Annotated in this window: 16 protein-coding genes; 9 read left to right on the plus strand and 7 right to left on the minus strand. The window is 61.4% G+C overall.

The annotated features are described in order from the left end of the window. Nucleotides 1-41 precede the first annotated feature (41 nt). Together IF690_RS05985 and yaaA are read right to left on the minus strand one after the other, a co-directional pair. Nucleotides 42-1,358, minus strand: coding sequence for a nucleotide sugar dehydrogenase (locus IF690_RS05985; RefSeq protein ID WP_202699246.1), 1,317 nt, complete (start codon nt 1,356-1,358; stop codon nt 42-44). A gap of 812 nt (nt 1,359-2,170) precedes the next feature. Then, complete coding sequence (gene yaaA / locus IF690_RS05990; protein WP_202699247.1) at nt 2,171-2,950, minus strand: peroxide stress protein YaaA; 780 nt, start codon at nt 2,948-2,950, stop codon at nt 2,171-2,173. 271 nt (nt 2,951-3,221) lie between these two features. Between yaaA and IF690_RS05995 the strand changes: the two genes are divergently transcribed. The 6 genes from IF690_RS05995 (at nt 3,222) to aotJ (ending at nt 8,567) form a co-directional block, all read left to right on the plus strand. After that, nucleotides 3,222-4,346, plus strand: coding sequence for a polysaccharide deacetylase family protein (locus tag IF690_RS05995; RefSeq protein WP_202699248.1), 1,125 nt, complete (start codon nt 3,222-3,224; stop codon nt 4,344-4,346). 348 nt (nt 4,347-4,694) lie between these two features. Further along, nucleotides 4,695-6,089 carry a PhoH family protein gene (locus IF690_RS06000; RefSeq protein ID WP_023969683.1) on the plus strand — a complete coding sequence of 465 codons (1,395 nt, stop codon included), beginning with the start codon at nt 4,695-4,697 and terminating at the stop codon, nt 6,087-6,089. A gap of 261 nt (nt 6,090-6,350) precedes the next feature. Further along, nucleotides 6,351-6,824: a cyclic pyranopterin monophosphate synthase MoaC gene (moaC, locus tag IF690_RS06005; RefSeq protein ID WP_202699249.1), complete on the plus strand. Its 474-nt coding sequence runs from the start codon at nt 6,351-6,353 to the stop codon at nt 6,822-6,824. Continuing rightward, nucleotides 6,821-7,063: a molybdopterin converting factor subunit 1 gene (gene moaD / locus IF690_RS06010; RefSeq protein WP_007932097.1), complete on the plus strand. Its 243-nt coding sequence runs from the start codon at nt 6,821-6,823 to the stop codon at nt 7,061-7,063. The genes moaC and moaD overlap by 4 nt, the downstream gene beginning before the upstream one ends. Nucleotide 7,064: 1 nt before the next feature. Next, a complete protein-coding gene (gene moaE / locus IF690_RS06015) occupies nt 7,065-7,517 on the plus strand; it encodes a molybdopterin synthase catalytic subunit MoaE (protein WP_202699250.1) in 453 nt (150 codons plus the stop codon). A 273-nt stretch (nt 7,518-7,790) separates the two neighbouring features. Further along, nucleotides 7,791-8,567 carry an L-arginine-binding protein AotJ gene (gene aotJ / locus IF690_RS06020; protein WP_202699251.1) on the plus strand — a complete coding sequence of 259 codons (777 nt, stop codon included), beginning with the start codon at nt 7,791-7,793 and terminating at the stop codon, nt 8,565-8,567. A gap of 101 nt (nt 8,568-8,668) precedes the next feature. Here aotJ and IF690_RS06025 read toward each other — a convergent pair whose 3' ends face one another. The 5 genes from IF690_RS06025 to IF690_RS06045 all read right to left on the minus strand — a co-directional run bounded on the left by IF690_RS06025 (nt 8,669) and on the right by IF690_RS06045 (nt 13,971). After that, the gene (locus IF690_RS06025) at nt 8,669-9,295 is read right to left on the minus strand and encodes a helix-turn-helix transcriptional regulator (RefSeq protein ID WP_009047099.1); all 627 of its coding nucleotides are present in this window, start codon (nt 9,293-9,295) and stop codon (nt 8,669-8,671) included. 87 nt (nt 9,296-9,382) lie between these two features. After that, nucleotides 9,383-10,510 (minus strand): NAD(P)/FAD-dependent oxidoreductase, encoded by a 1,128-nt coding sequence (locus IF690_RS06030; protein WP_202699252.1) that lies wholly within the window; start codon nt 10,508-10,510, stop codon nt 9,383-9,385. A 125-nt stretch (nt 10,511-10,635) separates the two neighbouring features. Beyond that, nucleotides 10,636-11,589: an ornithine cyclodeaminase family protein gene (locus tag IF690_RS06035; protein ID WP_202699253.1), complete on the minus strand. Its 954-nt coding sequence runs from the start codon at nt 11,587-11,589 to the stop codon at nt 10,636-10,638. Nucleotides 11,590-11,728: 139 nt separating this feature from the next. Further along, nucleotides 11,729-13,219 (minus strand): ATP-dependent RNA helicase RhlB, encoded by a 1,491-nt coding sequence (gene rhlB, locus IF690_RS06040; protein ID WP_202699254.1) that lies wholly within the window; start codon nt 13,217-13,219, stop codon nt 11,729-11,731. A 95-nt stretch (nt 13,220-13,314) separates the two neighbouring features. Beyond that, a complete protein-coding gene (locus tag IF690_RS06045; RefSeq protein WP_202699255.1) occupies nt 13,315-13,971 on the minus strand; it encodes an alpha/beta hydrolase in 657 nt (218 codons plus the stop codon). 467 nt (nt 13,972-14,438) lie between these two features. On the opposite strand from IF690_RS06045, the gene IF690_RS06050 reads away from it, so the two are divergent. The 3 genes from IF690_RS06050 (at nt 14,439) to IF690_RS06060 (ending at nt 17,825) form a co-directional block, all read left to right on the plus strand. Continuing rightward, entirely contained in the window at nt 14,439-15,470 is a 1,032-nt protein-coding gene (locus IF690_RS06050) for an amino acid ABC transporter substrate-binding protein (protein ID WP_202699256.1), read from the plus strand. Between the two features lie 65 nt (nt 15,471-15,535). Then, nucleotides 15,536-16,717 (plus strand): amino acid ABC transporter permease, encoded by a 1,182-nt coding sequence (locus tag IF690_RS06055; RefSeq protein ID WP_202699257.1) that lies wholly within the window; start codon nt 15,536-15,538, stop codon nt 16,715-16,717. A gap of 10 nt (nt 16,718-16,727) precedes the next feature. Further along, nucleotides 16,728-17,825, plus strand: a complete 1,098-nt coding sequence (locus IF690_RS06060; RefSeq protein ID WP_202699258.1) for an amino acid ABC transporter permease — start codon at nt 16,728-16,730, stop codon at nt 17,823-17,825. Nucleotides 17,826-17,833 lie beyond the last annotated feature (8 nt).

Raw genomic sequence — 17,833 nt, forward strand, 5'->3', positions numbered from 1 at the left:
ACAGCGGCTACAGGAACGGGGAACTGCCCCCGATACCGCTGTTACCAGCAGATCCCTTCGGTCCGGCCACTCGCGCTGGTGGTCTTGGACATGAACCCGACCAGGTCGATGACCTGCTTGCCGTGCGGCACGTCTTCGGCCAGGGGGCGGAACTTCTCGTCGCGGTTGCCGAGGATGATCACGTCGGAGTTGTCGATCACCGAGTCGAAGTCCGCGTTGAGCAGGGACGAGACGTGGGGGATCTTGGACTCGATGTAGTCCTTGTTGGCGCCGTGGACACGGGCGTACTCGACGTTGCTGTCGTAGATGCTCAGGTCGAAGCCCTTGCCGATCAGCATTTCCGCCAGTTCCACCAGTGGGCTTTCGCGCAGGTCGTCGGTGCCGGCCTTGAAGCTCAGGCCGAGCAGGGCGACTTTGCGTTTGTCGTGGCTGGAAACGATGTCGAAGGCGTTCTGCACCTGGGACTCGTTACTGCGCATCAGCGAGTTGAGCAGCGGCGCTTCGATGTCCAGGGAGCCGGCGCGGAAGGTCAGGGCGCGCACGTCCTTGGGCAGGCAGGAACCGCCGAAGGCGAAGCCAGGGCGCATGTAGTACTGGGACAGGTTGAGGGTCTTGTCCTGGCAGACCACGTCCATCACTTCACGACCGTCGACGCCGACGGCCTTGGCGATGTTGCCGATCTCGTTGGCGAAGGTGACTTTGGTGGCGTGCCACACGTTGCAGGTGTACTTGATCATCTCGGCGACGGCGATGTCCTTGCGGATGATCGGTGCGTCGAGTTCTTCGTACAGCGATTGCAGGACGTCGCCCGAAGCCTTGTCGAACTCGCCGATCACGGTCATCGGTGGGAAGTCGTAGTCCTTGATCGCGGTGCTTTCACGCAGGAACTCAGGGTTGACTGCGACGCCGAAGTCGACGCCGGCCTTCTTGCCGGAGCAGTCTTCGAGAATCGGGATCACTACGTTGGCCACGGTGCCCGGCAGTACGGTACTGCGCACCACGATGGTGTGGCGGGAGGTCTTGTCACGCAGGACAAAACCGATCTCGCGGCATACCGCCTCGATGTAGTTCAGTTCCAGGTCGCCGTTCTTCTTGCTTGGCGTGCCGACACAGATCATCGACAAGTCGGTGTCGCGAATCGCCTCGGCGAAGTTGGTGGTTCCGCGCAGACGACCGGTTTGAATACCTTGCGCCAGAAGTTCACCCAGACCCGGTTCAACGATCGGCGATTTGCCTGCGTTGATCATGTCGATCTTGTCCTTGGCAACATCGACGCCAACGACCTCATGGCCCCGTGCAGACAGGCAACCGGCACATACTGCGCCGACGTAACCCAAACCAAATATGCTGATGCGCATCGCATTTACCTCTGTGTTATTCACGCCATTAGATGGCCGGAGTTAATGTTTGCCAGCTTTAATTGCGCACTCGGAAGTTCAACGAACAGGCGTTGAGATATCCAGTGCAGGCAGACTAAGTTCCGAGTGTCTAAATAAGTGCACTCAAGTTGTGCGCAACTTGGCCTTGTTGTAGGGGCTGCCCTTGAATGTTGCCGTCCTTCCTGCTGGAAGGCAGCTCCGAGGTTGGCGATAATCCTGATTTATAGGCGAAGGCCCATGTTAATCAGGTAGTTACACGCTCCCGGAAGCGTTTTAAGGCGGGCTATGCCATGGCCTTGTAGGGGATAGTAATGGTGCATTATCTCCTGTGTATTGACCCTGAGTTCGAGTCCTTGAACAGTAGGTCAGGGCAATATGACAACTTCGCTACTGTCGTTGGATCCCATGTAAGTCATCTCCTACAAACTCGCCGAGAATCGTTACCGGTGGTATGAGCGGTGGTTCAGGACATAGTTCCAGGCCGCTCATCCTGTTTTCTGAAATTTCTTGAAATATTGGAAAAGATGGCACTGCTTTCATATTGATAGCACTTACCATTTCAGCCTTTAATTATGGGGAGTTAAAGCGCGGGGATATTTTTATGCCATTACCGATAAAAAAATTGCGTGCCACTACTGAAAAAAATGACCTCTGTCGAGTGAAACAAAAGTCATAAATCCAGGAGAAAATATTTTGGCGCCAATTTTTTGGCGTTTTGGTGGGGGCAAAGCGAAAAGTGACCGTTCGTCGACGCACTCGTTTGCGTGAAACCAGTGCGTCGACCGGGTGCCTTATTCCGGTGCGTGATCGCGCAGGAAAACCAGATTGTCGGGTTTCGACTGTTCGGCGCTGTAGCGGTAACCCTGGACATCGAACTGCTTGAGTGCCACCGGGTCGTTGATGCGTTCTTCTATGACGAAGCGGCTCATCATGCCCCGGGCTTTCTTGGCGTAGAAGCTGATGATCTTGTACTGGCCGTTCTTCAGGTCCTTGAACTCGGTATTGATGATCCGGGCGTTCAGGGCCGTGCGCTTGACCGCGGAGAAGTATTCGTTGGACGCCAGGTTGAGCAGCAGGTCGTCGCCTTGCTCGGCCAGGGCCTCATTGAGCCATTCGCTGATGCGCGTGCCCCAGAAGGCGTACAGGTCCTTGCCGCGGGCGTTGGCCAGCTTGGTGCCCATTTCCAGGCGATAAGGCTGCATCAGGTCCAGCGGGCGCAGCAGGCCGTACAGGCCGGAGAGCATGCGCAGGTGCTGCTGGGCGTAGTCGAAATCGGCTTCGCCCAGGGTTTCGGCATTCAGGCCGGTGTACACGTCGCCCTTGAACGCCAGCAGCGCCTGCTTGGCGTTGGCCGGGGTGAAAGCCGGGGTCCAGCTGCCGAAACGCGCGGCGTTGAGGCCGCCGATCTTGTCGGAGACGTGCATCAGTTCGCTGATTTGCGCCGGGCTCAGTTCGCGCAATTGCAGGATCAGTTCCTGGGAGTGATCGAGGTACTGCGGCTGGGTGAAGCGTTGAGTGACGGGCGGGGTCTCGAAATCGAGGGTCTTGGCGGGTGAAATCACCATCAGCATGAAGTCGTCTCCTGTAAGCGTCGGGGGATTCTAGGGGCTTGGGCGGTTTGACTCCACCTATGAAGGCAATAGGCGCGGCCGCGCGCCTGCCTTTGTGTAGGAGCAAGCTTGCTCGCGATGAACCTGAGAGCTGCGCAAGGTATCAGGCGATACGCGTCATCGTTGACGACCATCGCGAGCAAGCTCGCTCCTACAGAAGGGGGGATTCAAATAGGGGCGGGCTGTGGCATCGGCTATAGTGCCGCGCGGGCCTGGTTATGGAGACATCCCTTTGCGCAGCGCGTTTTTTCTTTCTATCTGGCTGTTGAGCTTCGGCGCCCTGGCGGCCCCGAGCGAGGTGGCGACCCTGGATCGCAGCACCTGGCCGGAACAGCTCAGCAGCCCGACCCTGTTCGACGTGGCGTCGCGGGCGGAGATCCTCACCTTCGCCCGCGCCCTGCTGGTCAGCGAGGCCTGGGATGAAGCCTCGCTGAAGCAGCGCCTGGGCCTGCGGATCATCAACATGGCGTCGATCGATGCCGTCCGCCAGCGGCTCTGGCGGCAATTGCTGGCCAACTACAATTTCGCCCAGCAGAGCTGCGACCAGGACGCGTCCTTCTGTTTCCTGGTGGAAGACATGGACACCCTGCGCGAGCAGGCCGGCAAGTTCCAGTTGGGCGATGACTCTTATTACGCTCGCTGGGCCGAGCCGAGCCGCGCCTTCCATGAACAGTATCTGGACGAATTGCTGCGCAAGGCCGCGCTGTTTCCCCAGGCCACCAGCGAGATCGAGCGTTTTGGCGACTACGAGCGCAACGGCGACGAACTCAATGACCGGCTGTTCCTGCTGACCTTCGACAGCGCCGCCAATCTCGCCCCGGACAACACCCCCTGGCTGACCGAATACCTGCGCAAGTCGAACATGAACGGCACCTTCTTCGTACTCGGCAGCGAGTTGCAGAACCGCCTGCAACAGCGTTCGGTGGCCAGCCTGCAGGCCCTGTATTCGCAGCAGTGCGTGGGCGTCCAGGGCTGGGAGTATCGCTCCCACAGCCATTGGCAGGACTGGCAGGACTCGATCGAGCGCAGCGTCGAACTGGCCAAGGGCAAGCTGCCGGAAAACTACGTGCCGCTGTTCCGCCCGCCCTACGGCCAGCGCCGGGCCGACGCGCAGGCCTTCTTTAATGCCCAGGGCTTGCAGGTGGCGCTGTGGGACATCGATCCGCAGGACGGCGCGGGCAAGCTCAAGGGCGAGCAGAGCGGCCAGCGGGTGCTGACCCTGATGCTGTTGTGGCGGCACGGGGTGATCAATTTCAACGCCCGGCAGGACGCGGTGAAGACGGCGTTGCCCTGGTTGCTGGCGCAGACGGCGCAGAGCGGAATCGGTTGGGAGGATTGTCAGGACGCGTTTCGCTAGAAACGTCGAAAGGTTTGTATTTGCGGGGTGAAAAGAGAAGGTTGCCGTTTTTGGCGAGGATTTCGATACAAGCGGACTTCCGACTTTAACGGTGCTTGGGCAGCGCGCCAAGGGCTATTCGTCACTCTGCAAAATAAACTTAAAAAAAGCGTCAAAGTGCTTTTTCCTGTCACAGGTTTTGGAGTATTACGAAGTCAGACCGCCGAAACCTGCAACACAGGTGGCGTCTCCCAAGACTCCTTTTGTGTGCACTTCACTCGAACCCCCGCGGGTGAATTCGACGGTCGATTCGAGGCGCAGCACCGCCATGGTATTGCGTCGACTGGCCCCCACATAAGGTGACCGAGTATGGATGACCACGGACGTAGCCCTTCCTCCAACCAGCCAATCCTTTATGTACTCGATACCAATGTATTGATTCACGATCCAAACGCCCTGCTGAACTTCGAAGAACACCATGTGGCGATCCCGATGATCGTCCTGGAAGAACTCGACAAGCTCAAGAGCGGCCATCACAGCGTTGCAGCGGAATGCCGCCAGGCCATTCGCCTGATCGACAAGACCCTGGGTGAGGCTTCGCCGGAAGACGTCGAGCTGGGTGTGCCTATTCAGCGTGGCAAGAGCGGCCCCAAGGGCCTGCTGTCGATCCTCATGAGCAAACGCTCGGAGCCCAACAGCCTGCTGCCGGAAAACCTCAACGACAACATCATCATCAACCAGTTGATCGACCTGCACGCGCGCAACAAGGAGCTGCGCGTGGTGCTGGTGACCAAAGACATCAACATGCGCCTCAAGGCGCGCGCCTGCGGGATCGCCGCCGAGGACTACAGTACCGACCAACTGGTCGACGACGTGGCCTTGCTGCCCAACGGTTTCCACAACATGACCGGCTCCTTCTGGGACCGCGTGAGCAAGGTGGAAACCCGCCAGGACCACGGGCGTACCTGGCACCAGGTGCAACTCACCGACAACCTGCCGGCGGTGCACATCAACGAGTTCATCATCGACGAACAGGGTTTCGTCGGCTGGATCAAGGAGATTCGCGCCGATGTGCTGCTGATCCTCGACCTGCATCAGGAGCCCCTGTTGCACCAGGAAGCCTGGGGCTTGAAACCGCGTGACATCTATCAAGGCCTGGCGCTGTTCGCCCTGCTCGATCCGGATATCCATCTGGTCAATCTGTCCGGGGCTGCCGGTTCAGGCAAGACCATCCTGGCCCTGGCCGCGGCCATCGAACAGACCATGGTCAGCAAGCGTTATCGGCGCATCATCGCTACCCGTAGCGTGCAGGGGCTGGACCAGGAGATCGGTTTCCTGCCGGGCACCGAAGCGGAAAAGATGGAGCCCTGGCTCGGCGCCATCACCGACAACCTCGAAGCCCTGCACATGGATGACGAAAGCACTCATGGCAGCGTCGACTACATCCTCAGCAAGGTGCCGCTGCAGTTCAAATCCCTCAACTACATTCGTGGCCGCAGCTTCCAGCAGAGCCTGATCCTGATCGACGAATGCCAGAACCTCACCCCGCACCAGATGAAAACCATCATCACCCGTGCCGGCGCCGGTTCCAAAGTGGTGTGCCTGGGCAACCTGGCGCAGATCGATACCCCTTACCTGTCCGCGACCAGCTCCGGGCTGACCTACCTGACTGAACGCTTCAAGGACTTCCCCAACGGGGTGCACATCACCCTGCAAGGGGTTCCCCGCTCGATCCTGGCCGAATACGCCGAATCCCATCTGTAACCCTCACCCAACGGGCGGCCGCGAGGCCGCCCGTTTTTTTATGCCCGAACGAAACCTCCTGTAGCCGCTGCCGCAGGCTGCGATCGGCTGCGCAGCAGACGCAACGGCCTATAGAGTTCGTCAGGAAAAGCTGTTGTGTATGGATGGCGGCCGCTACGCGACCGATCGCAGCCTGCGGCAGCGGCTACAGGGGGCATAATCAAGGGTGCGGAAAATTGACCCTCGGGTTTACAATCGCCTTTCCTGATCAGGAGTAAGGCTGTGCTGACTCATCTCGATTCCCAAGGTCGCGCCAATATGGTCGACGTCACCGACAAAGCCGTGACGTCCCGCGAAGCGACGGCTGAGGCCCGGGTGCGCATGCTCCCGCAAACCCTGCAAATGATCGTCGGCGGCGGTCACCCCAAGGGTGATGTGTTCGCCGTGGCGCGCATCGCCGGCATCCAGGCGGCAAAAAAAACCAGCGATCTGATTCCCTTGTGCCATCCGCTGATGCTCACCAGCGTCAAGGTCGAGCTCAGCGCCGAAGGCGAGGACAGCGTGCGCATCGTTGCCCGCTGCAAGCTGGCCGGGCAGACCGGGGTGGAAATGGAAGCCCTGACCGCTGCCAGCGTCGCCGCCCTGACCATCTACGACATGTGCAAGGCCGTGGACCGCGGCATGACCATCGAAGGCGTGCGCCTGCTGGAGAAACTGGGCGGCAAGAGCGGCCATTACCAGGCGGGTGAGCCATGAACCTGACCGTGAAGTTTTTCGCCCGCTACCGCGAGGCGCTGGGCGTGGATTCGCTGCGGGTCGCCGGCGATTTCGCCACGGTCGACGATGTGCGCGCACTGCTGGCGCAGCGCGAGGGCGCCGAGGTGCTCAGTGAGCAGAACTTGATGTGCGCCCGCAACGAAGACCTCTGCCAGCTCGACGAACCGGTGAGCGATGGCGACGAAGTGGCGTTTTTTCCTACCGTGACCGGGGGCTGATATGGCGATTCGCGTGCAAGCCGGCGCCTTCGATCCGGGGACGGAAGTCAACGCGATGCATGCGGCGAATGTCGGCGTCGGCGCGGTGGTGAGCTTTGTCGGTTACGTGCGTGATTTCAACGATGGCCTGGATGTGGCGGGGATGTTTCTCGAGCATTACCCGGGCATGACCGAAAAGGCCCTGGGCAAGATTGCCGCCGAGGCCGAACAGCGCTGGCCGCTGCTCAAGCTGGAAGTGCTGCATCGCATCGGGGCGCTGGAACCGGGCGAGCCGATCGTCTTCGTCGGCGCCGCCAGCGCCCACCGCCAGGCGGCGTTCGACGCCTGTGCCTTTGTCATGGACTACCTGAAAACCCGCGCGCCGTTCTGGAAGAAGGAAACCACCGCCGACGGCCCGCGCTGGGTGGAAGGCCGTGACAGCGATCATGCGGCGGCGGATCGCTGGAAAGAATGACGGCCTGATCCCTCTGGGCTGACCGGACGTCCTTTATCGCGAGCAAGCTCGCTTGCAGGAGCAAGCTTGCGATAAGGGTTCAGCTACGCCCGGTATTTCCCTGTTTCCCTTCCATTCAAGCCTCTCGACCAAAGGCGCGGTGAGCCGCGTCCGCTCCGTTGACGAAATATACGTAAAAGTCCAGTATGGATTTACAAGTACAAAACAAGGCTTCACCGTTTCACTCCTTTCTTCTGTCTTGCCAAACCAACAACAACCCGCGAGAGAACGAATATGAAGAAATTCCCCCTCATCAGTGGCCTGGCCCTGAGCCTGTTGGCGTGCAGCAGCCTGTTCGCCGCCGAGAAAACCTTGCGCATTGGCATCGAGGCGGCTTATCCGCCATTCGCCTCGAAAACCGACAAAGGTGAGATCGTCGGTTTCGACTACGACATCGGCAATGCCTTGTGCGCGCAGATGCAGGTCAAGTGTGTGTGGGTCGAGGGTGAATTCGACGGCCTGATTCCTTCGTTGAAAGTGAAGAAGATCGACATGGCGCTGTCGTCGATGACCATCAACGAAGACCGCAAGAAGTCGGTCGACTTCACCCACAAGTACTACTTCACTTCCTCGCGGCTGGTGATGAAGGACGGTGCGACGGTCGATGACCAGTACGCCAGCCTCAAGGGCAAGAATGTCGGTGTGCAACGGGCGACCACCACCGACCGCTACGCCACCGAGGTATTCGAGCCCAAGGGCATCAACGTCAAGCGCTACAGCAACAACGAAGAGATCTACATGGACCTGGCGGCCGGGCGCCTCGATGCAATTTTCGCCGACACCATTCCGCTGAATGATTTCCTGTCGATGCCGCGAGGCAAGGGCTATGCGTTTGTCGGGCCGGAGCTGAAGGACCCGAAATACGTGGGTGAGGGCGCGGGGATTGCGGTGCGCAAGGGCAATGCCGAGTTGGTCAGCCAGTTGAATGCCGCCATCGATGGCATTCGCGCCAATGGCGAGTATCAGAAGATTTCCGAGAAGTACTTCAAGTCCGACATCTACGGCGACTGATGTCATGTGGCGTTCGTGAGGACGCCATCGCGGGCAAGCCTCGCTCCTGTTTTGTAGGAGCGAGCGGGCGGCGATCCGACTTGCCCGCGATGCCTTCAAAGTCAGCCCTTCAATTCCTTCAGGTGCTTGTACACCGTCGCCCGCCCCATGTTCAGCACGTTGGCCACATAGTTGGCGGCGCTTTTGCCCTTGAACGCGCCTTCGGCGTGCAGCGCCAGCACCAGTTCGCGCTTGTGCTCACGGGTCAGCAGGTTCAGGCCCAGCTGCCGTTCGCGCAGCCAGTTGTGCAGGAAGGTGTTGATGCGTTCCTGCCAGTCGTCGCGAAACAACGAGTCCGGTTGCGGGATCAGTTTGCTCGGCGAGAGGAACAGGTCCAGCGCCGCCTTGGCATTCTCGAACAGCGAAATATTCAGGTTGATGCACAGCACCGCCAGCGGCTGGCCGTTGCTGTCGCGCAGCACGCTGCTGAGGCTGCGGATCTTCTGGCCGTCCCAGTTGAGCTTTTCATAGGGGCCGATATTCCGTTCGTTGCTGTCCTCGCCGAGCATGTCGTCCAGGGCCGCATCGTCGCCCACTTCGCGCTTGGAGATGTTGTTGGCGATGTAGTCGATCTTCTGCGTGCGCAGGTCGTGGAGCACCACCTCGGCATGGGGGAAGAACAGCGTGGCGATGGCGTCGGCGATCGTCCGGAAGTTGTCCAGGGCAGGGTCCTGCGCGGGTGAGGTCATGGGTGGTTCTCCAGGCGGTGTCAGCGCCCCGCGAGGCGGGGCGCTGCGAGTGTGCCGCAATAGTCCGGGCGCGTCACCAGAGCGGGCTCAGCCGAGGCGGGCAGGGGAGAGCATGGCGGCGTCCAGGCCAAAGCGTGCCAATTGCTCGGGCAAGGCTTCGCCACGCACCAGGGCGGCGCTGGCCTGGCCCATGGCCGGCGAGGTCTGGATGCCGTAGCCGCCTTGCGCGGCGACCCAGAACAGGCCCGGGACCCGGGTGTCGAAGCCGGCCAGCAGATCGCCGTCGCTGACAAAGCTGCGCAGGCCGGCCCAGGTGCGGGTCGGGCGGCGAATGGTCAGGGTGGTGGCCTCTTCGATCTGGTAGATGCCCATGGCGATGTCCAGCTCTTCCGGCTGTACGTCGTGGGGTTCCACCGGGTCGGCGTTGGCCGGCGAGCCGAGGAACATGCCGGCATCGGGCTTCATGTAGAAGGATTCGTCGAGGCTCACCAGCATCGGCCAGTGATGGCTATCGACGCCTTCGGGCCCGGCGAAGATAAAGGCCGCGCGGCGTTTCGGCTGCAGGCCCAGGGGCCGGGCGCCGGCCATCGCGCCGACCTGGTCGGCCCAGGCACCGGCGGCGTTGATCAGGAGGGGCGCGCTGAAGGTCTGGCCGGCAGTCTGGACTTGCCACTGGCCCTGCTGGTCGCGGCTCAGCCCCAGCACTTCACAGTCGGTGCGCACTTCGCCCTGGTTGCGCCGGATGCCGCGCAGGTAACCCTGGTGCAGGGCGTCGGTGTCGATGTCGCTGGCGCTCGGGTCGTAGAGGGCGCCGTGGACCTTCTCGCGGCGCAGGATCGGCAGGCGCGCGCAGGCTTCGTCGGCGCTCAGCAGCTGCATCTCCGGCACCGTGGCCTTGGCGCTCAGGTACTGATTGTTCAGCTCAGTGGGGTCGCCAGTGAAGTCGACGGTCATTTCGCCGCGCGGGCTCAGCAGCGGGTGTTCGCAGAAACCTTGCGGCGGGGCATCGAAAAAATCCCGGCTGGCCAGGGTCAGGGCGCGTACCTGGGGCGTGCCATAGGCCGCGGTATAGAGCGCCGCGGAGCGCCCGGTGGAGTGGTAGGCCGGGTGCGATTCGCGTTCCAGCACCAGAACCCGGCCATGGCGCGACAGCCAGTAGCCGGTGGATGCCCCGGCGATGCCGCCGCCGATGATGATGAAGTCTGCCTGGGTCATTCGAGCCTCCAGAAAAAAAGAGTCAATGCAAATCCCTGTAAGCGAGCTTGCTCGCGATGAGGTCGTCAACGACACCGCGCAGTGTTCAGTCTTTTATCGCGAGCAGCTCGCTCCCACAGGTCCGTTCATGCGTTGCGTTGCAGGTGATAGAGCGCATTGGCCAGGGCAATGTCCTCCAGGCCCAGGCCGATGGAGCGGAAGAACACGTGGCGCCCCGGCTCCGGTCGTTGGGCCAGGTCGCTGAGCAGTTCGGGCAGGTCGCCGAGAATCGCGCCCTCATCCCAGCCATGCTGTTCGCCGGCGATCAGCATCTCGCCGGCCGAGCCGGGGGTGGTCTGGCGATAGTCGCAATACACCTGCATGTCCTTCAGCGCGGCGGGCGGCACTTCATGGGCCCGCGGTGCGTTGGTGCTGATGGAGGTGATCAGCGCCGGCTTGTGCAAGGTTCGCGGGTCGATCACCGGGCCGGCGGAGGAGGTGCAGAGCATGATGACGTCGGCGTCCTGCAGGGCGTCATCGAGCTGGCTGACGATCTGCAGGCGTGGGTCGAGGGCCTTCAGGCGCGCGATGTCCTCGGCGGATTTGCCGGCCAGGCCAGGGGAGTACAGGCGGATGGATTGCCACTCGCGCAGGGCTTTCACGTAATACAGATGCGCCTGGGCCACGGGGCCGCTGCCGATGATCGCCAGGTGCCGGGCAGCGGCCGGCGCCAGGGCATCGACGGCCACGGCGGTGGTGGCCGCGGTGCGCGCGGTGGTCAGTTCGCCTGCGTCGCAGAGCAGCAGCGGCTGGCCGCTGTCCATGGACATCAGCAGGGTCCAGGCGGTGACCAGCGGGCCTTCGTTGCGGACAATATAGGGCGAGGTCTTGACCCCGTAGACCCGCTCTTCGGCCAGCACGCCCAAGTAGTTGATGAAGTCCCCGGCGCCCTGGGGGAACTCCACCCATTGCTGCGCCGGCTGCACGGCAAGCCCGGCGGCCAGGTCGTGGAACAGTTTGCGCAGGATCTGCGGGACGTCGACCTGCGCCAGCAACTGGCGGGCTTGAGGCTGGGTAATCACGCAAGGCGTGCTGGACATGCGGGTGCTCCCAAGGGATAAACTAATTTGTCCATTATGGACTTTTAGTTTTGCCGGGCAATATCCAGGCGAAAAAAAACGCAGCCTGTGGTCGGGCTGCGTTTTTTCGTTCGGAAGGTTCCATTGGAACCTCCACCGGTCACTCGCGATCAGGCTTGCGGGCGTTCTTGCGCTCTACGGGGCGCAACAGCTCGGTCGGCGGCATTTCGCAACTGATCTTGCGGCCCAGCAGCGCCTCGATCGACGGCAACTGATAGGAGTCGTCCTCGCCGGCGAAGCTGATGGACACGCCGTCGGCGCCCGCCCGGCCAGTGCGGCCGATACGGTGCACGTAGTCGTCCGGCACTTCCGGCAGGGTGAAGTTGATCACGTGGCTGATGCCGTCGATGTGGATGCCGCGACCGGCGACATCGGTGGCCACCAGCACGCGGATCTTGCCTTCGCGGAAGCCTTCCAGGGTCTTGATGCGCTTGTGCTGCGGCACGTCGCCGGACAGCTGGGCGGCATTCACGCCGTCGCGTACCAGGCGTTCTTCGATGCGCCGCACTTCATCCTTGCGGTTGGCGAAGACCATGACCCGTTCCCAGCCGTTGTCGTTGACCAGGTTGTACAGCAGCTTGTACTTGTCGGCGCCGGCCACCGCGTAGATGTGCTGTTCGACGTTGGCGTTGGCCACGTTCTCGGCTTCGATCTCGACGATGGCCGGGTCGGTGGTCCACTGCTTGGCCAGGTTCATCACGTCGTCGGTGAAGGTGGCGGAGAACAGCAGGGTCTGGCGTTCGCTTTTCGGCGGGGTCTGGCGAATGATCTGGCGTACCTGGGGGATGAAGCCCATGTCGAGCATGCGGTCGGCTTCGTCCAGCACCATCACTTCGACCATGTCCAGGTGCACGTCGCCGCGCTGGTTGAAGTCCAGCAGGCGGCCCGGCGTGGCCACCAGGATGTCGCAATGGCGGGCTTCGAGGTGCTTGAGCTGTTTGTCGAAGTCCATGCCGCCGACAAAGGTCATCACGTTGAGGCCGGTGTATTTGGTCAGGCTGGCCGCATCCTTGGCGATCTGCACCACCAGTTCGCGGGTCGGCGCGATGATCAGCGCCCGCGGCTCGCCCATGTAGCGCTCTTTCGGCGGTGGGGTCTGCAGCAGCTGGGTGATGATCGAGATCAGGAACGCGGCGGTCTTGCCGGTACCGGTCTGGGCGCGGCCGATGGCGTCTTTGCCGGCCAGGGTGAACCCCAATACCTGCGCCTGGATCGGCGTGCAGTAGGGGAAGCCCAGGTCGTGGATCGCGTGCATCAGTTCCGGCGCGAGTTTGAAGTCGTGGAAGCGGGTCTTGCCTTCCTGCGGTTCGACGACGAAATCTTCCAGTTTCCAAGTGCTTGCCGGTGGTTTCGGGGCGCGTGGGCGGCGCGGCTGCTCGGCCTTGGGCTTGTCGCCGCGCGGTGCGGGCTGGGTGGTCGGGGCGGCTGGGGTCACTGGCTCTGGCCTGGCCACGGGGGCAGGCGCGGTCCGTTCCGGCTGATGGCCGTCGGTACGGCTGCTGGGGCTGGAGGAAGAGGGGCTGGAGCCTGGCGCGAGCTGCTCAGCCTCGCTTTTACCGAAGATTTTCTTGAGTGCTTTGAGCACGGTCATCTCATCAATTGGTTAAGGAATGTACGCCGGGCAGTGTAATGCAAGAATCGGGCGCGGCGTAGTGGGTTGCTCAACGGGCTACCGAACTTATCGATTCAGCGCAAACGCTCGCCGAGCCAGGCGCCGATATCGCGAATTTCTTCGGGTAACACTTCGTGTCCCATTGGGTATTCATGCCATGTCGCGGTGACACCATGGTGTTTCAGGTACTCGTAGGCGGTACGCCCCATGGCGTTCTGCACCACCTCGTCGTACTGGCCGTGCAGGCACAGGGTCGGAATCCGTTGCTGGCTGGCCGACAGTTCGAGTTCATCGCTGAAAGTCGGGGCATAGGTGGAGAGGGCAAGCACGCCACCCAGCGGACCCTGCCATTTAAGGAAGGCGGTGTGCAGGACGACCGCGCCACCCTGGGAAAAACCGGCGAGGAAAATCCGCGAAGGGTCTATTCCGCTGGCGCGCTGTTCTTCGATCAGGTCGGTCAGGCGTTTTGCCGACTCCTCCAGTTGTTCGCGGTTGATCGCACGTGCCGGGCTCATGGCCAGAATGTCGTACCAGCTGGGCATGGCATAACCGCCATTGATGGTCACGGCGCGGGTCGGTGCCTGGGGCAGGACGAAGCGGGTGGTCAGCAGGCTTTCCTGCAGCGCTTCGGCCACCGGCAGGAAGTCGTAGCGGTCGGCGCCCAGGCCATGGAGCCAGATCACACAGGCGTCGACGGGCTTGCTGGGCTGAAGAATCAAGGGCTCGGTCATGGTTGCTCCATATTTGTGCGTACGCGCCCAGGCGGTGCGTGATCGAGGTGCGCGGTCGGTTGATCAGTGAAGAAGATGTCGCAAGGCTGCAAGTTTTGCTCTTGACCCCTGCCGGAACCGCTTTAGTCGGCACTCTGGTACGGGCTTTGCTATAGCCGTTGCGTGAAGTGATTGCGTTCACCCTGCCGGTAACACTATCAGGCTACTGGCGGGTGTGGGATAGCAAAGATCCGATGATGGACGTTCGCCAGTGGCCGCTACGGGCTTCGCGAACATGCAAGGGCTACAGCCCGTTCGGTCGCTTGGTGAGTATGGGTTTTCTCTTAAATGGATTTTCTCCTACTAGACTCATAGCTAAAGTCCTACGCCGCTTGACCCCATAAAAAGCCAACTCGGGTCAACAGTGCCTCATAAGGGTGCGGCAGGACTCAAGCTCCGACACAACAAGAGCAAAACTGGAGGTTTGAATGAAGATGTTGAAATCCACCCTGGCTGTGGTCACGGCCGCCGCGGTACTGGGCATGAGCGGCTTCGCGCAGGCGGGTGCGACCCTGGATGCCGTGCAGAAGAAAGGCTTCGTGCAGTGCGGTGTGAGCGACGGCCTGCCGGGCTTCTCGGTACCGGACGCCACCGGCAAGATCCTCGGCATCGACGCCGACGTCTGCCGCGCCGTGGCAGCAGCCGTGTTCGGCGATGCGACCAAGGTCAAGTTCAGTCAGTTGAACGCCAAGGAGCGCTTCACCGCGCTGCAATCCGGCGAGATCGACATCCTGTCCCGCAACACCACCATGACCAGCTCCCGTGACGCGGGCATGGGCCTGAAATTCCCTGGCTTCATTACTTACTACGACGGCGTGGGCTTCCTGGCCAACAACAAGCTGGGCGTGAAAAGTGCCAAGGAACTGGATGGCGCGACCATCTGCATTCAAGCCGGTACCACTACCGAGCTGAACGTGTCCGACTACTTCCGCGCCAACGGCCTGAAGTACACCCCGATCACCTTCGACACCTCCGACGAAAGCGCCAAGTCGCTGGAATCCGGTCGTTGCGACGTGCTGACCTCCGACAAGTCGCAGCTGTTCGCCCAGCGCAGCAAGCTGGCCTCGCCGAAAGACTACGTGGTTCTGCCGGAAACCATTTCCAAGGAACCGCTGGGCCCGGTCGTGCGTAACGGCGACGACGAGTGGCTGGCCATCGTGCGCTGGGTCGGCTATGCGCTGCTCAACGCTGAAGAGGCCGGTATCACTTCGAAAAACGTCATCGAAGAAGCCAAGTCCACCAAGAACCCGGACGTTGCCCGTCTGCTGGGTGCCGACGGTGAATATGGCAAGGATCTGAAACTGCCGAAGGACTGGGTGGTGAAAATCGTTTCCCAGGTGGGTAACTACGGCGAAATCTTCGAGAAAAACCTCGGCAAGAGCACTCCGCTGGAAATCGACCGTGGTCTGAACGCGCTGTGGAACAACGGCGGCATTCAGTACGCACCACCAGTGCGCTAATGGTCCTATCACCCGGCGGGCCAACCGCCGGGTGATGTTCTGTTCCATTTCTTGCGGGGCACTTCATGCAAAATTCAATCGGCGCACCAAAGCAGAGGTTCAGCCTCAGCGATCCACGAGTGCGTGCGTGGTTATTCCAGATCGTCACGATTGTCGCGGTGATCTCGCTGGGCTGGTTCCTGTTCGACAACACTCAAACCAACCTGGCGCACCGGGGGATCACTTCCGGTTTCGACTTTCTCGAGCGCAGTGCCGGCTTCGGCATCGCTCAACACCTGATCTCCTACACCGAATCGGACAGCTATGCCCGGGTGTTCGTGATCGGGCTGCTCAACACCTTGCTGGTAACCTTCATCGGCGTGATCCTGGCGACGCTGCTGGGCTTCATCATCGGTGTGGCGCGGCTGTCGCCGAACTGGATCATCAGCAAACTGGCGACCGTGTATGTGGAAGTCTTCCGCAACATCCCGCCGCTGCTGCAAATCCTGTTCTGGTATTTCGCGGTGTTCCTGACCATGCCGGGGCCGCGTAACAGCCACAACTTCGGCGACACCTTCTTCGTCAGCAGCCGTGGCCTGAACATGCCGGCCGCGCAGATGGCCGACGGCTTCTGGGCGTTCGTGATCAGTATCGTGGTGGCCATCGTCGCTATCGTGCTGATGAGCCGCTGGGCCACCCGGCGCTTCGAGGAAACCGGCGAACCGTTCCACAAGTTCTGGGTCGGCCTGGGGATGTTCCTGGCGATCCCGGCGCTGTGCGTGCTGGTCTTCGGCACACCGGTGCATTGGGAGATGCCGAAGCTGCAAGGCTTCAACTTCGTCGGTGGCTGGGTGCTGATTCCGGAACTGCTGGCCCTGACCCTGGCCCTGACCGTCTATACCGCGGCGTTCATCGCCGAGATTGTGCGTTCGGGGATCAAGTCGGTGAGCCATGGCCAGACCGAGGCGGCCCGTTCCCTCGGCCTGCGCAACGGTCCGACCCTGCGCAAGGTGATCATCCCGCAAGCCCTGCGGGTGATCATTCCGCCGCTGACCAGCCAATACCTGAACCTGGCGAAGAACTCGTCCCTGGCGGCCGGTATCGGTTACCCGGAAATGGTTTCGTTGTTCGCCGGTACCGTGCTCAACCAGACCGGCCAGGCCATCGAAGTCATTGCCATCACCATGAGCGTGTACCTGGCGATCAGCATCAGCATTTCCCTGCTGATGAACTGGTACAACAAGCGCATTGCGCTGATCGAGCGGTGAGGAAACGCGCATGAGCACTCATACTTTCAAACCCGACATGCCACCTCCGAGCAGCAGCATCGGGATCGTGGCGTGGATGCGGGCACACATGTTCTCCAGCTGGATCAACACCCTGCTGACCCTGTTTGCCTTCTACCTGATCTACCTGGTGGTGCCGCCGATCCTCAGTTGGGCGATCTTCGACGCCAACTGGGTCGGCACCACCCGCGCCGACTGCACCCAGTCAGGCGCCTGCTGGGTGTTCATCCAGCAGCGCTTCGGCCAGTTCATGTACGGCTACTACCCGGCGGACTTGCGCTGGCGCGTGGACCTGACCGTGTGGCTGGCGGTGATCGGCGTGGCGCCCCTGTTCATCGCCCGGGTTCCGCACAAGGCGATCTATGGCCTGAGCTTCCTGGTGCTGTACCCGATCATTGCCTACTTCCTGTTGCACGGCGGTCTCTTTGGCATGGCCAGCGTCGCCACCAGCCAGTGGGGTGGCCTGATGCTGACCCTGGTGATCGCCACTGTCGGCATCGTCGGCGCCTTGCCGCTGGGCATCGTGCTGGCATTGGGACGACGCTCGAACATGCCGGCGATTCGTGTGGTCTGCGTGACCTTCATCGAGTTCTGGCGCGGCGTACCGCTGATCACCGTGCTGTTCATGTCTTCGGTGATGCTGCCGCTGTTCCTGCCCGAAGGCATGAACTTCGACAAGCTGCTGCGGGCGCTGATCGGGGTGATCCTGTTCCAGTCGGCCTACATCGCCGAAGTGGTGCGCGGCGGGCTGCAGGCGATTCCCAAGGGGCAGTACGAAGCGGCCGCGGCCATGGGCCTGGGCTACTGGCGCAGCATGGGCCTGGTGATCCTGCCGCAAGCCCTGAAGCTGGTGATCCCCGGCATCGTCAACACCTTCATTGCCCTGTTCAAGGACACCAGCCTGGTGATCATCATCGGCCTGTTCGACCTGCTCAACAGCGTGAAACAAGCCGCCGCCGACCCGAAATGGCTGGGCATGGCCACCGAAGGCTATGTCTTCGCGGCCCTGGTGTTCTGGATTTTCTGTTTTGGTATGTCCCGCTACTCCATGCACCTGGAGCGTAAGTTGGACACAGGCCACAAGCGTTAGGAGTATCT

The sequence above is a fragment of the Pseudomonas sp. SK3(2021) genome, from assembly GCF_016772375.1.
Lineage (GTDB): Bacteria > Pseudomonadota > Gammaproteobacteria > Pseudomonadales > Pseudomonadaceae > Aquipseudomonas > Aquipseudomonas chlororaphis_I.